At 63.9% G+C, this 13,330-nt stretch carries 11 protein-coding genes and 2 tRNA genes; 11 read left to right on the plus strand and 2 right to left on the minus strand.

Translation table 11 applies throughout. The annotated features are described in order from the left end of the window. Window positions 1-85: 85 nt before the first annotated feature. Both glnA and AC1ROX_RS07350 read right to left on the minus strand, forming a co-directional pair. Window positions 86-1,492: a type I glutamate--ammonia ligase gene (gene glnA, locus AC1ROX_RS07345; protein ID WP_493110608.1), complete on the minus strand. Its 1,407-nt coding sequence runs from the start codon at window positions 1,490-1,492 to the stop codon at window positions 86-88. 55 nt (window positions 1,493-1,547) lie between these two features. After that, window positions 1,548-1,886 (minus strand): P-II family nitrogen regulator, encoded by a 339-nt coding sequence (locus AC1ROX_RS07350; RefSeq protein ID WP_092828392.1) that lies wholly within the window; start codon window positions 1,884-1,886, stop codon window positions 1,548-1,550. A gap of 200 nt (window positions 1,887-2,086) precedes the next feature. Here AC1ROX_RS07350 and AC1ROX_RS07355 point away from each other — a divergent pair, with 200 nt between their 5' ends. The 11 genes from AC1ROX_RS07355 to lon all read left to right on the plus strand — a co-directional run bounded on the left by AC1ROX_RS07355 (window position 2,087) and on the right by lon (window position 13,268). After that, window positions 2,087-3,250, plus strand: coding sequence for an aminotransferase (locus AC1ROX_RS07355; protein WP_493123942.1), 1,164 nt, complete (start codon window positions 2,087-2,089; stop codon window positions 3,248-3,250). 153 nt (window positions 3,251-3,403) lie between these two features. Then, complete coding sequence (locus tag AC1ROX_RS07360; RefSeq protein ID WP_493123944.1) at window positions 3,404-4,087, plus strand: TetR/AcrR family transcriptional regulator; 684 nt, start codon at window positions 3,404-3,406, stop codon at window positions 4,085-4,087. Beyond that, window positions 4,087-4,704: a TetR/AcrR family transcriptional regulator gene (locus AC1ROX_RS07365; RefSeq protein ID WP_493123946.1), complete on the plus strand. Its 618-nt coding sequence runs from the start codon at window positions 4,087-4,089 to the stop codon at window positions 4,702-4,704. Before AC1ROX_RS07360 ends, AC1ROX_RS07365 begins: the two co-directional genes overlap by 1 nt. Window positions 4,705-4,751: 47 nt before the next feature. Beyond that, a complete protein-coding gene (locus tag AC1ROX_RS07370; RefSeq protein WP_493123948.1) occupies window positions 4,752-5,342 on the plus strand; it encodes a TetR/AcrR family transcriptional regulator in 591 nt (196 codons plus the stop codon). 54 nt (window positions 5,343-5,396) lie between these two features. Then, window positions 5,397-5,473 (plus strand) — tRNA-His (locus AC1ROX_RS07375). Between the two features lie 14 nt (window positions 5,474-5,487). Beyond that, window positions 5,488-6,999, plus strand: a complete 1,512-nt coding sequence (locus tag AC1ROX_RS07380) for an NAD(P)H-hydrate dehydratase (RefSeq protein ID WP_493123950.1) — start codon at window positions 5,488-5,490, stop codon at window positions 6,997-6,999. An 88-nt stretch (window positions 7,000-7,087) separates the two neighbouring features. Beyond that, a tRNA-Leu gene (locus AC1ROX_RS07385) sits at window positions 7,088-7,172 on the plus strand. Window positions 7,173-7,190: 18 nt separating this feature from the next. Continuing rightward, window positions 7,191-8,537, plus strand: coding sequence for a trigger factor (tig, locus tag AC1ROX_RS07390; RefSeq protein WP_493123952.1), 1,347 nt, complete (start codon window positions 7,191-7,193; stop codon window positions 8,535-8,537). A gap of 89 nt (window positions 8,538-8,626) precedes the next feature. Next, window positions 8,627-9,277 (plus strand): ATP-dependent Clp protease proteolytic subunit, encoded by a 651-nt coding sequence (locus tag AC1ROX_RS07395; protein ID WP_493123955.1) that lies wholly within the window; start codon window positions 8,627-8,629, stop codon window positions 9,275-9,277. 145 nt (window positions 9,278-9,422) lie between these two features. Next, on the plus strand, window positions 9,423-10,694 hold the full coding sequence (gene clpX, locus AC1ROX_RS07400) for an ATP-dependent Clp protease ATP-binding subunit ClpX (RefSeq protein ID WP_493123957.1): 1,272 nt from the start codon (window positions 9,423-9,425) through the stop codon (window positions 10,692-10,694). A gap of 174 nt (window positions 10,695-10,868) precedes the next feature. Then, window positions 10,869-13,268, plus strand: coding sequence for an endopeptidase La (gene lon / locus AC1ROX_RS07405; protein ID WP_493123959.1), 2,400 nt, complete (start codon window positions 10,869-10,871; stop codon window positions 13,266-13,268). Window positions 13,269-13,330 lie beyond the last annotated feature (62 nt).

Here is a 13,330-nt window from a genome sequence, read left to right on the forward strand (position 1 = left end):
TCAGAGGTTTCGCGGCGCATCCTCTAACAAAAAAAGAAGGGCCCGCAACAGCGGGCCCTTCCGTGATCCGAAAGCTCGGAGAAGATCAGATCGAGTAGTACATCTTGTATTCGATCGGGGCCGGCTGGTGTTCCCAGTTGTAGACCTCTTCCCACTTGAGTTCCATGTAGGCGTCGATCTGGTCGTCGGTGAACACGCCGCCCTTGGTGAGGAACGAGCGATCGGCGTCGAGGGCGTTGAGGGCCTCGCGCAGCGAGCCGGCGACGGTCGGAACCTTGGAAAGTTCTTCCGGCGGCAGGTCGTACAGGTTCTTGTCCATCGGGTCGCCCGGATGGATCTTGTTGTTGATGCCGTCGATGCCGGCCATCAGCATCGCCGCGAAGGCGAGGTACGGGTTGGCCGACGGGTCGGGGAAGCGGACCTCGACGCGCTTGCCCTTCGGCGAGGACGCGTAGGGGATGCGGCACGAGGCCGAGCGGTTGCGCGACGAGTAGGCCAGCAGCACGGGCGCCTCGAAGCCCGGGATGACGCGCTTGTAGGAGTTGGTGCTGGCGTTGGTGAAGGCGTTCAGCGCCTTGGCGTGCTTGATGATGCCGCCGATGTAGTACAGCGCCGTCTCCGACAGGTCGGCATAGCCCGAACCCGCGAACAGCGGCTTGCCGTCCTTCCAGATCGACTGATGGGTGTGCATGCCCGAGCCATTGTCGCCATAGAGCGGCTTCGGCATGAAGGTCAGCGACTTGCCGTAGCTGTGGGCGACGTTGTGCAGCGTGTACTTGTACTTCTGCACGTTGTCGGCGGTCTTCACGAGCGTGTCGAAGCGGAAGCCGAGTTCGTTCTGGGCCGGGGCCACCTCGTGATGGTGGATTTCCATGACGATGCCCATGTCGGTGCAGACCGACATCATCTCGGCGCGCAGGTCGTTGTGCGTGTCGACCGGCTGCACCGGGAAATAGCCGCCCTTGACGCCCGGACGATGGGCCAGGTTGCCACCCTCGACGGCGATGCCGGTGTTCCACGGCGATTCGTTCGAGGAGATGCTGTAGAAGCTGCCCTGCATCTGGACGTCATAGCGGACGTCGTCGAACACGAAGAACTCGAGCTCGGGGCCGAACACGGCGGTGTCGCCGATGCCCGACGACTTCATGAAGGCTTCGGCGCGCTTGGCGGTCGAGCGCGGGCAGCGCGCGTAGAGCTGGCCGGTCGAGGGCTCGACGACGTCGCAGTTCACGATCAGCGTGGTCTGGGCCGAGAAGGGGTCGAGCACGGCGGTCGAGGGATCCGGCATCAGGATCATGTCGGACTCGTTGATCGCCTTCCAGCCGGCGATCGAGGAGCCGTCGAACATCACGCCGTCCTCGAAGGTGCCTTCGTCGGTGGCGGACGCCATGCGGGCCGTGTGCTGCCACTTGCCGCGAGGATCGGTGAAGCGGAAGTCAACGAACTTGACGTCCTTTTCCTTGATCAGCGCGAGAACCTGTTTGGCATCCATTGTCGATCGTCCCTCTACTTGTGGTTTACTGCTTCAGCCCCCAAAGGCCGGGTCCTCATACGGCTGCGTCACCACGCTCACCAGTACGAATTCGAATCGCGTCGTCGATGCTCGACACGAAAATCTTGCCGTCGCCGATGCGACCGGTATGCGCGGAACTGCGGATCGCCTCGACTGCCTTTTCCACCATCTCATCCTCGATGATGAGTTCGAGCTTCACCTTCGGCAGGAAGTCGACGACATATTCGGCGCCGCGATAGAGTTCGGTGTGGCCTTTCTGCCGGCCGAAGCCCTTGGCCTCGAGCACAGTGATGCCCTTGAGGCCGATCTGGTTGAGGGCGTCCTTCACCTCATCGAGCTTGAAGGGCTTGATGATCGCTTCGATCTTCTTCATTTGGCTTGAGACACTCCGGACGCAGACACCGGGCCCCTCCCGGTGGGACGGCCCGTATGACACACAGGGAAGCACATTCCATGCCAAGATTTTCCACAGGTTGGCGCGGGAAATCTGAATTCACTCTGTCTGTTTAACGGGCGGATTGATCGAATAATCATCAAATGAATGAACAATCGTTAGGCAAAAGAGAATTCTCCATGAAACCCGCAAATTCGACCATGTCCGGCCTTGGGACGACGGTGTTCGAAGTCATGTCGGCGCTCGCGCGCGAGCATAATTCCGTCAACCTCGGCCAGGGCTTCCCCGACGACAAGGGACCGGACGAGGTGAGGGCGGCGGCGGCGGACTACCTGCTGAACGGGCACAACCAGTATCCTCCGATGATGGGCATCCCCGAGCTGCGCCAGGCCGTGGCGGAACATGCCAAGCGGTTCCAGGGGCTCGACATCGACTGGCAGAACGAGGTGCTGGTCACCTCCGGCGCCACCGAGGCTTTGGGCGATTGCCTGTTCGGCCTGATCGAGCCGGGCGACGAGGTCGTGCTGATCGAGCCGCTCTATGATTCCTATCTGCCGATCGTGCGGCGGGCAGGGGGTGTGCCTAAATTGGTCCGCCTGGAGCCGCCGACATGGCGGTTGCCCAAGGAGGAGCTGGCGGCGGCGTTTGGGCCGAAGACCAAGCTCATCCTTTTCAACACGCCGATGAATCCCTGCTCGAAGGTCTTCGACCGCGAGGAACTCTCCTTCATTGCCGAGCTTTGCCTCAAGCACGATGTCTACGCGGTCTGCGACGAGGTCTACGAGCACATCATCTTCGACGATCTGCGGCACATCTCGCTGATGACCTTGCCGGGCATGCGCGACCGTACGGTGCGGATCGGCTCCGCCGGCAAGAGTTTCAGCCTCACGGGCTGGAAGGTGGGCTACATCACGGCGGCTCCGGAACTGATGAAGGCGATCGCCAGGACGCACCAGTTCATGACCTTTACGACACCGCCCAACCTTCAATGGGGCGCCGCGACGGGGCTGCGGCTGAAGGACGGCTACTTCTCCACTCTGGCGGCCGACATGCAGCGCAAGCGCGATCGGCTGGGCAGTGCCCTGGCAAAAATCGGCTTCGATGTACTACCGGCGCACGGGACTTATTTCGTCACCACCGACTTCAGGCCGCTTGGGTTCAACGGCTCGGATGAGGATTTCTGCCGTCACATCACCGTAAAGGCCGGGGTGACCGCGGTTCCGGTCAGTGCCTTCTATCAATCCCAAGCCGCACCGCGGTACTTCGCGCGCTTTTGCTTCTGTAAGCACGACGCCACGCTGGACAGCGCCATCGAGCGTCTGGGTGCCCATTTTGGGGGGTAACCTCTGGTATTTGCAGTTTACCGACCTTAGGATGCAATTGTCGCCCTATTTTGGGATGTGGTTCCCTCTTTTGGGGTAGATGAGCGCGCGAAGGTATAGAGTTACTGCATTGGCATTGCCAATATCCAGATATCCGATCCTTATCGGCCCCGCATGGAATCCCAGCGCGAGTTCGCTGCCGACATGAGCCCGATTGACGACCCTGTGTCCGAACGGCCGGCTCCCAAGGCGATCCGGATCGATGGTCGTCGTCTGCGCAGCGAACGGACAAAACAGCTCATCATCGAGGCCTATCTGGCCCTCCTGCGGGAGAATCCGCTGACACCGTTGCCCACGGCGACCGAGATCGCGGCCCGGGCAGGCTATTCGGTTCGGTCCGTCTTCGAGCGTTTCCCCGACCTGCATGCGCTGAGAGTGGCGGCGGCGGATTATGGCCTCGCGCATGCGGCGGCGCTTGCGCCGGCGCGCGACATCGACGGCGACCGTGCCACTCGGATCAAGTCCCAGGTCGAGACCCGGGCTGGCACCTGCGAGCGCGGCGTCGCCTTGTGGCGGGCGCTGCTGTTCAACCTCGATGAGAACGACGCCCTCAAGATGCGGATAAGGATGGCGCGTGAACGTACGATCGAGCGCCTGGAAATCATGTATCGGCCGGAATTGTCCGTGCTCTCCGCGATCGAGCGCCGGAATCTCCTGATCGCCCTTGAAGCCGTGACGGACATCGAAAGCTGGTCGCGCCTGCGCGACATGTACGGCCTCTCGTTCGCAGAGGGCTGCGCCGTGTGGATCCGGGCTATTGACCGGATCCTGCCGCCGACGCCGAAGGACGCGTCTTGATGAGTTCCCGGCCCATCAAGATCGATGGTCGCCGCCTGCGCAGCGAGCGGACCAAGCAGCTGATCATCGAGGCCTACCTCGCGTTGGCCCAGGATCTGTCGCCGCGTGTTCCGACGGCTGCCGAGATTGCCGAGAAGGCGGGCTATTCGGTGCGGTCGATCTTCGAACGGTTTCCCGATATCCGCGCCCTCCAGGTGGCGGCGGTCGACTATTCGATTGCACAGATATCGGCCCTGGCGCCGCCATGGGGGGCCGACGGCGACCGCAAGACCAGGATCGAGGCGCATGTCCAGACGCGCGGCCAGACCTGCGAGCGCTGGCTGCCGCTATGGCGGTCGCTGATCGTCAATCAGGGTGACTCGCCGGAATTGAAGTCACGCATCCGTCTGGCCCGCGACCGCGTAACAGCCCGCATGGAGCTGATGTTCGCGCCCGAGTTCGCCATGATGCCGCCGGAAGAGAAGCGGCAGATGCTGATCGCGCTCGAAGCGTTGACCGACGTCGAAAGCTGGGCCCGCATGCGCGAATTCTTCGGCCTGTCCGTGGACGAAGCCTACCTTGTGTGGACGCAGACGATCGACCGGCTGCTGCCCAAGAGTTCGAGCGGGGCAACGTGATGGAGCGGGGCGGGCGGACTTCTGCCGTCTCCGCCAGGCCCGGGCCCGTGGATGGGCGGCGGCTGCGCAGTGCGAGGACGCGGCAGCTCATCATCGAAGCCTATCTCGCGCTGCTGCGGGAAAGCCCGCAGATCCCGACCGCTGCCTCGATCGCCCAAAGGGCCGGATACTCGGTCCGCTCGGTCTTCGAGCGCTTTCCCGACCTGCATGCGCTGCGCGTCGCTGCGACCGACGAGGCGCTGCTGAAGGCATCCACCCAGGTCGCGACCCGGCCTGCCGTCGGCAATCGGCAGGATCGGCTGAGAACGCATGTGGAGACGCGCGGCAGGGTCTGCGACGAATGGCTTCCGCTGTGGCGTGCGCTCATCGCCAATCAAGGCGATTCACAGGATCTCAAGGCGCGGATACGCCTGATCCGAGAGAGGGTCATCCTGCGCCTCGAGGAGATGTATGCGCCGGAACTCTCGACGCTCCACGAGCGTGAGCGGCGCTACTCGGTCCTTGCCATGGAAGCGCTGGTCGATTTCGAGAGCTGGGCGCGCATGCGTGAGCAGTTCGGATTGTCGTTCGAGGAAGCCTGCGACGTCTGGATCAGGGCCATCGATAGACTTCTTCCGCCGACGCCGCCTGTTTCTTGACGCTCCGTCCGCTGGAGCGTAGGAAGGCGCGCTCTTCGGGAGCGATCCTCGATGGCGGCCGTAGCTCAGTTGGTTAGAGCGCCAGATTGTGATTCTGGATGTCGCCGGTTCAAATCCGGTCGGCCGCCCCAATCGCCCGCACAAGATGCCGTTCAGGCCTGAATTGCGCGATCTTTTTCCCCGCGACGAACTTGCTCTCCTGACCTGCGCCGAAATGGCGAAGGCCGATGCCTTTGCCATCGCCGGCGGCGTGCCCGGGCGGGAGCTCATGGAGGCCGCGGGCAGGGCCGTCGCCGCCGCTGTGATGGAACGCCATGCGCGGTGTCCCGCTCTCGTTTTATGCGGACCGGGCAACAATGGCGGCGACGGCTTCGTGGCCGCGCGGCGCCTGCTGGAGGCCGGATGGCCCGTCCGTCTCGCTCTTTTCGGGAAGGCCGAGAACCTCAAGGGTGACGCCGCCTGGGCCGCGGGGACCTGGACCGGAAAGGTCGAGCGCTGGTCGCAAGTCCTGCTCGACGAGGCGCCTCTCGTGATCGATGCCATCTTCGGTGCCGGCTTGAGCCGGCCGGTCGACGGCGAGATCACTGCAGCCATCGATCTCGTGAGCAGCCGGAAGCTCCCTGTCGTCGCCGTCGATGTGCCGACGGGACTCCACGGCGATACCGGCGAAATCCTCGGCCGAGCCTTTCACGCGGAGACGACCGTGTCGTTCTTCCGGGCAAAACCCGGCCACTACTCGGTCGAGGGGTTGCGCCGCTGCGGCCGGCTGCGGATCGTCGACATCGGGATTCCGGCGTCCGCCGTGAGCGCTATCGCACCGCAGGCCTGGCTGAATGCGCCGGCCCTGTGGGCGCATCTGCTGCGGCGCGACGATATCGCTGACCACAAGTACGCGCGGGGACATCTCACGATCCTTGGGGGACCTCATGCCACGGGGGCGGCTCGCCTTGCCGCGCTGGCCGGCCGCCGCGTGGGCGCGGGGCTGGTCACCATCGCGGCCTTTCGGTCGACAATGCCGGCGCTGCAGGCCGCCGAGCCCGGTAACCTCATCGTCGAAGCCGACGATGGCGCGATGTTCGCCCATCTGCTGGCCGACGAGCGGCGCAATGCCATCCTGATCGGGCCCGGCTCGGGCGTGATCGACCGGACGAGGGACGCGGTCCTCTCGGCCCTGGGCGCCCGGCGTCGTGTCGCTCTGGATGCCGATGCCATCACCGTCTTCGCGACGGATCCGCAGCTTCTCTTCGGCAGCATTTCAGGTCCGACATTGCTCACGCCGCATGAAGGAGAGTTTCGCCGGCTTTTTCCCGATCTCGCCGGCAAGGAAGACAAGCTGGAGCGGGTGAGGCGGGCGGCGGCGCGCAGCGGTGCGACGATCCTGCTGAAGGGGCCCGACACGGTGATCGCGGAGCCGGGCGGGCGCGCCGTCATCAACGTCCATGCCTCGCCGGCTCTTGCCACGGCCGGGTCGGGCGACGTGTTGGCAGGGCTGATCGGGGGGCTGCTGGCGCAAGGTCTGACGCCCTTCGCGGCGGCTTCCGCCGCGGCCTGGCTCCACGGCGAATGTGCCCTGCAGTTCGGCCGGCCGGGGCTGATTGCCGAGGATTTGCCGGCTCTGTTGCCTTATGCACTTCAGTCGGTGTCGTCCTTTAATTGACCGCCCGACAGGCGCGGGCTAAGAGCGGCGCGATTCGGCCTTCGCGGCGCGCCCCGACGGCTCTGGATGTTGTTTGGGCAGGCTTCGGGCGGGCGTGGTGGAATTGGTAGACACGCGAGATTTAGGTTCTCGTGCCGCAAGGCGTGGGGGTTCAAGTCCCTCCGCCCGCACCAGGAAATGGAAGTGAGACAATGCAAGTTACGGAACTCTCGACTGAAGGCCTGAAGCACCAGTTCAAGATCGTGGTCCCTGTCGGCGACCTCACGTCGAAGATCGACGAGCGTCTTGCCGAGATGGCGAAGACCGCGGCCCTGCCGGGCTTCCGTCCGGGCAAGGTGCCGGTGAGCCTTCTGAAGAAGCAGTATGGCCAGGCGCTGTTCGGCGAGGCGGTCGAGGCGGCCGTCAACACCAGCACGGCGAAGGCCATCGAGGATCGCGGCCTGAAGCCCGCGCTGCAGCCGCGCGTCGACCTGAAGCAGCTCGAAGAGGGCAAGGACGTCGAATTCGAGGTCGTGGTCGAGGTGCTGCCGGAGATCGGCAAGCTCGACTTCTCGGGCATCGAACTGGAGCGTCTGAAGGCCGAGGTTCCCGAGAAGGACATCGACGAGGCGCTGGAGCGCATCGCCAAGGCGAACCGCGAGCAGAAGCCGGTCGATCCGCCGCGCCCGGCGCAGAAGGGCGACGCGATCAAGCTCGACTTCGTGGGCTCGGTCGATGGTGTCGAGTTCCCCGGCGGCGCGGCCCAGGACTATGTGCTGGAGCTCGGCTCGGGCTCGTTCATCCCGGGTTTCGAGGATCAGCTGCTGGGCGCCGAGGTCGGCAAGCCTGTCGACGTGAAGGTGACCTTCCCGGCCGAGTACGGCGCGCCCGAACTCGCCGGCAAGGACGCCGTGTTCAAGTGCACGCTCAAGGAAGTGCTTGAGTACGTCGACAAGCCGGCGGACGACGAGCTGGCGAAGAAGAACAACTTCGAGAACCTGGAAGCCATGCGCAAGGCGATCGGCGAGCGGATCGGCCAGGATTACACGCAGATCTCGCGCACCATGATCAAGCGCCAGCTCCTCGACAAGCTGGCCGAGGCCCACAAGTTCGCAGTGCCGGAAGGCCTCGTCGAGGGTGAGTTCGACGCCATCTGGCAGCGCGTCGAGGAAGCCAAGAAGAAGGGCGAGAAGCTCGAGGGCGACGAGGAGAAGATGCGCAAGGAGTACCGCGAAATCGCGGAACGCCGGGTGCGCCTTGGCCTGCTGCTGGCCGACATCGGCCGCTCCAACAGCATCGACGTGACGCCGGAAGAGCTGAACCAGGCCGTGATGCGCGAAGCCATGCGCTACCAGGGCCAGGAGCGCCAGGTCCTGGAATTCTTCAGCAAGAATGCCGAAGCGAAGGACCAGCTCCGCGCGCCGATCTTCGAGGAGAAGACGGTCGATTTCATCCTGGAACTGGCCAAGGTTTCGGAGAAGTCGGTTACCCCCGAGGAACTACTCAAGGCCGCCCGCGAAGCGGACGAGGAAGAGCCGGCGGAGACAGCGGCAAGCTGATCTGTTGACCTGATCTCGAGCCGGTGGCCTTGAACAGGGGCACCGGCGCTGCCACTTTCTACAGGATTGTTACTCATGGGGGCTACGCGATGATTCGCGACCGCGATCCGCTGGAAGTTCATAACAACTACTACGTGCCGATGGTGGTCGAGCAATCGGCGCGCGGCGAGCGTGGCTACGACATCTGGTCGAGGCTGCTGAAGGAGCGGATCATCTTTCTGAACGGTCCGGTCGAGGACCATGTGGCGGGCGTGCTCTGCGCCCAGCTGCTTTACCTCGAGGCCGAGAACCCGACGAAGGATATCTCGTTCTACATCAACTCGCCCGGTGGCGTGGTGACGTCGGGCATGGCGATCTACGACACCATGCGCTACATCCGCCCGCACATTTCGACCCTGGTCTATGGCCAGGCGGCATCGATGGGCTCGCTTCTGCTGACGGCCGGCGAAAAGGGCAAGCGCTTCGCCCTGCCGAACGCCCGGATCATGATCCACCAGCCGTCGGGCGGCGCCCAGGGCCAGGCCACGGACATCGAGATCCACGCAAGGGAGATCCTTGCGACGCGGTCACGTCTTAACCAGATGTATGTGGAACATACCGGCAAGCCGATCGAGGTCATCGAGCATGCCATGGAGCGCGACAAGTTCTTCGCACCCCTGGAAGCCAAGGAATTCGGCCTTATCGACGACGTGCTCGAGAAGCGGCCGACCCCGACAACCATCCAGGCTGCTGCCTCCTAAAACAGCAGTCGCGACCAATTGTTTCCTGTTCGCACGGCGACACACCATATTTTGATGTTGTCGCCGTCCGGGCGGCGCGTTTAACATAGGCTTGTGAGCGGGCCCTCAGGTCGCGGGGCCCCCCAAGCGGAGGTACGTTACCGACATGCCAGCCGCCAAGTCCGGGGGTGATTCCCGTAACACCCTGTATTGCAGCTTCTGCGGCAAGAGCCAGCACGAAGTCCGCAAGCTCATTGCCGGGCCGACCGTGTTCATCTGCGATGAATGCGTCGAGCTCTGCATGGACATCATCCGGGAAGAGAGCAAGACAACCCTCGTCAAGTCCAAGGACGGCGTGCCGTCTCCCAAGGAGATCCGCCAGATCCTCGACGACTATGTCATCGGGCAGGATAAGGCCAAGCGCATCCTGGCTGTCGCCGTGCACAATCACTACAAGCGGTTGAGCCACGGCGGGAAGTCGAACGAAGTCGAGATCGCCAAGTCCAACATCATGCTGATCGGCCCGACGGGCTGCGGCAAGACCCTGCTGGCCCAGACGCTGGCCCGCATGCTGGACGTGCCGTTCACCATGGCCGACGCCACGACCCTGACCGAAGCCGGTTACGTCGGCGAGGACGTCGAGAACATCATCCTGAAGCTGCTGCAGGCTGCCGACTACAACGTCGAGCGGGCGCAGCGCGGCATCGTCTACATCGACGAGGTCGACAAGATCAGCCGCAAGTCCGACAACCCGTCGATCACGCGCGACGTGTCGGGCGAGGGCGTGCAGCAGGCGCTGCTGAAGATCATGGAAGGCACCGTCGCCTCCGTGCCGCCGCAGGGCGGGCGCAAACATCCGCAGCAGGAGTTCCTGCAGGTCGACACGACCAACATCCTGTTCATCTGCGGCGGCGCCTTCGCGGGCCTCGACAAGATCATCTCGATGCGCCGCCAAGGCACCTCGATCGGCTTCGGTGCAGAAGTGCGCGGGCCCGAGGATCGCCGCACTGGTGAGATCCTGAAGGACCTGGAGCCGGAAGATCTGCTGCGTTACGGCCTCATCCCCGAATTCGTGGGCCGCCTGCCGGTGGTCGCCACGCTCGAGGACCTCGACGAGGTCGCGCTGATCGAGATCCTGACGCGTCCGAAGAACGCGCTGATCAAGCAGTACCAGCGGCTGTTCGACATGGAGAGCGTGAAGCTCAAATTCTCCGATGACGCCCTGCGTGCGGTCGCCCAGAAGGCGATCCTGCGCAAGACCGGTGCCCGCGGCCTGCGCTCCATCATGGAGACGGTCCTGCTCGACACCATGTACGACCTGCCGTCGCTCGACGGGGTCGAGGAAGTGGTGATCAACCGGGAAGTGATCGAAGGACGTGCGCAACCGCTTTACGTGCACGGTGAGCGCAAGGAAGGCATTGCTGCCGCTCCGGCCTGAGTTTTGCTGCGTTGGCGATAACCGTCGCCGGCGGTCTTCCCGACGGGTCTTGAACAACCCTCTGTTCAGGCCAATCTCTGATAACGAGTGCGCGCGTTCGCGGGCCGTGGATTGCCCACAGGGGATCCCCGGCCACGGCGCGGGTAGCTCTAACAGTGTACGTTGCGAGGCATCATGAACGCCCCCACTCAAGGAACCGTCTACCCCGTCCTGCCGCTGCGCGACATCGTCGTGTTCCCCGGCATGATCGTTCCCCTCTTTGTCGGCCGCGAGAAGAGCGTCAAGGCGCTCGAAGAGGTCATGAAGGACGACAAGCAGATTCTGCTGATCGCCCAGAAGAACGCCAGCCAGGACGATCCCGGCCCCGAGGACATCTACACGATCGGCACGCTCGGCACCGTGCTGCAGCTCCTGAAGCTGCCCGACGACACCGTCAAGGTGCTGGTCGAGGGCGGTCGCCGCGTGAAGATCACCGGCTACAACGACCGCGCCGATTTTTTCGAGGCGCGCGCCGTCGACATGGAAGAGTCGGCCGGCGAGAGCGCCGAGCTGCAGGCGGCGGCCCGCACCGTGGTCTCGGAATTCGAGAACTATGTGAAGCTGAACAAGAAGGTGCCGCCGGAAGTCGTCGTCTCGATCAACAAGATCGAGGAGCCGGCGAAGCTTGCCGACACGATCTCGGCCCACCTGGCACTCAAGGTCGCCGAGAAGCAGCAGCTCCTCGAGCTCGACTCCGTGTCGAAGCGGCTGGAGCGCATCCTCGGCCTGATGGAAGGCGAGATCGGCGTCCTGCAGGTCGAGAAGAAGATTCGTAATCGCGTGAAGCGTCAGATGGAGAAGACGCAGCGCGAGTACTATCTGAACGAACAGATGAAGGCGATCCAGAAGGAGCTTGGCGAGACCGAGGACGGTCGCGACGAGGTCTCCGAGCTGGAGAAGCGCATCAAGAAGACCCGCCTCAGCAAGGAGGCGCGGGAGAAGGCCAACGCCGAGCTGAAGAAGCTCCGGACGATGAGCCCGATGTCGGCCGAGGCGACGGTGGTGCGCAACTACCTCGACTGGCTGCTGTCGATTCCGTGGCGCAAGCCCACGAAGATCATCAAGGACCTGAAGTACGCCGAGGAGATTCTCAACGCCGATCATCACGGCCTCGAGAAGGTGAAGGAGCGCATCCTCGAGTATCTCGCGGTCCAACAGAGGGTCGACAAGATGAAGGGCCCGATCCTGTGCCTGGTCGGCCCTCCGGGTGTCGGCAAGACCTCGCTGGGCAAGTCGATCGCCAAGGCCACGGGCCGCAACTTCGTGCGCATGTCGCTGGGCGGCGTGCGGGACGAGGCGGAAATTCGCGGCCATCGCCGGACCTACATCGGCTCGCTGCCGGGCAAGGTCATCCAGTCGATGAAGAAGGCGAAGTCGTCGAACCCGCTCTTCCTGCTCGACGAGATCGACAAGCTCGGCGCGGATTTCCGCGGCGACCCGTCGTCGGCGCTGCTCGAGGTCCTCGACCCCGAGCAGAACACGTCGTTCAACGATCATTATCTCGAGATCGACTACGACCTGTCGAACGTGATGTTCATCACCACGGCCAACTCGCTGCGCATGGCGCAGCCGTTGATGGACCGCATGGAGATCATCCGTCTCGCCGGTTACACCGAGGACGAGAAGGTCGCGATCACGCGCAAGCATCTGATTCCCAAGCAGGTCGAGGCGAACGGTCTCAAGGAGAACGAGATCGAGATCCACGACGACGCAGTGCGCGACCTCGTGCGCTACTACACGCGCGAGGCGGGCGTCCGTAACCTGGAGCGCGAAATCGCCAACCTGGCGCGCAAGGCCACCAAGGAAATCCTCATGAAGGGGACGACCAAGGTGAAGATCGGCCGCAAGAATCTCGACAAGTATGCCGGCGTCCGGCGCTTCCGCTTCGGCGAGGCCGAGCTCGAGGATCTGGTCGGCATCACGACGGGCCTGGCCTGGACCGAGGTCGGCGGCGAGCTGCTGCAGATCGAGGCCGTGCTGGTTCCGGGACGTGGCCGCATGAGCGTCACCGGCAAGCTGGGCGACGTGATGCAGGAGTCGGTGCAGGCGGCCAACGCCTATGTCCGCTCGCGGGCCCATGTGTTCGGCATTAAATCGAGCATCTTCGAAAAGCGCGACATCCACATCCACGTGCCGGAAGGCGCGACGCCGAAGGACGGTCCGTCCGCCGGCGTGGGCATGGTCACCTCGATCGTGTCGGCGCTGACCGGCATCGCGGTGCGCAAGGAAGTGGCGATGACCGGCGAGATCAGCCTGCGCGGGCGGGTCATGCCGATCGGCGGTCTCAAGGAGAAACTGCTGGCCGCGCTGCGCGGCGGTCTCAAGACCGTGCTCATCCCCAAGGAGAATGAGCGCGATCTGCCGGAGATCCCGGACAACGTGAAGAAGGGCCTGGAGATCGTGCCGGTTTCGACGGTGGACGAAGTCCTCGCCCGTGCCCTGGTGAAGCCGCTGGCGCCGATCGAATGGGTGAACGACCTCGACGCGGTCGCCGCCAAGCCGGTCGAGCCGACAGAGGCCGCCCGGGCGCACTGATCGTCCTCGACCGAACGAAAACGCGAAGCCCCGGAGCAATCCGGGGCTTCGTCATTTTTGGC

The sequence above is a fragment of the Reyranella sp. GW821-FHT14A01 genome (assembly GCF_058803965.1).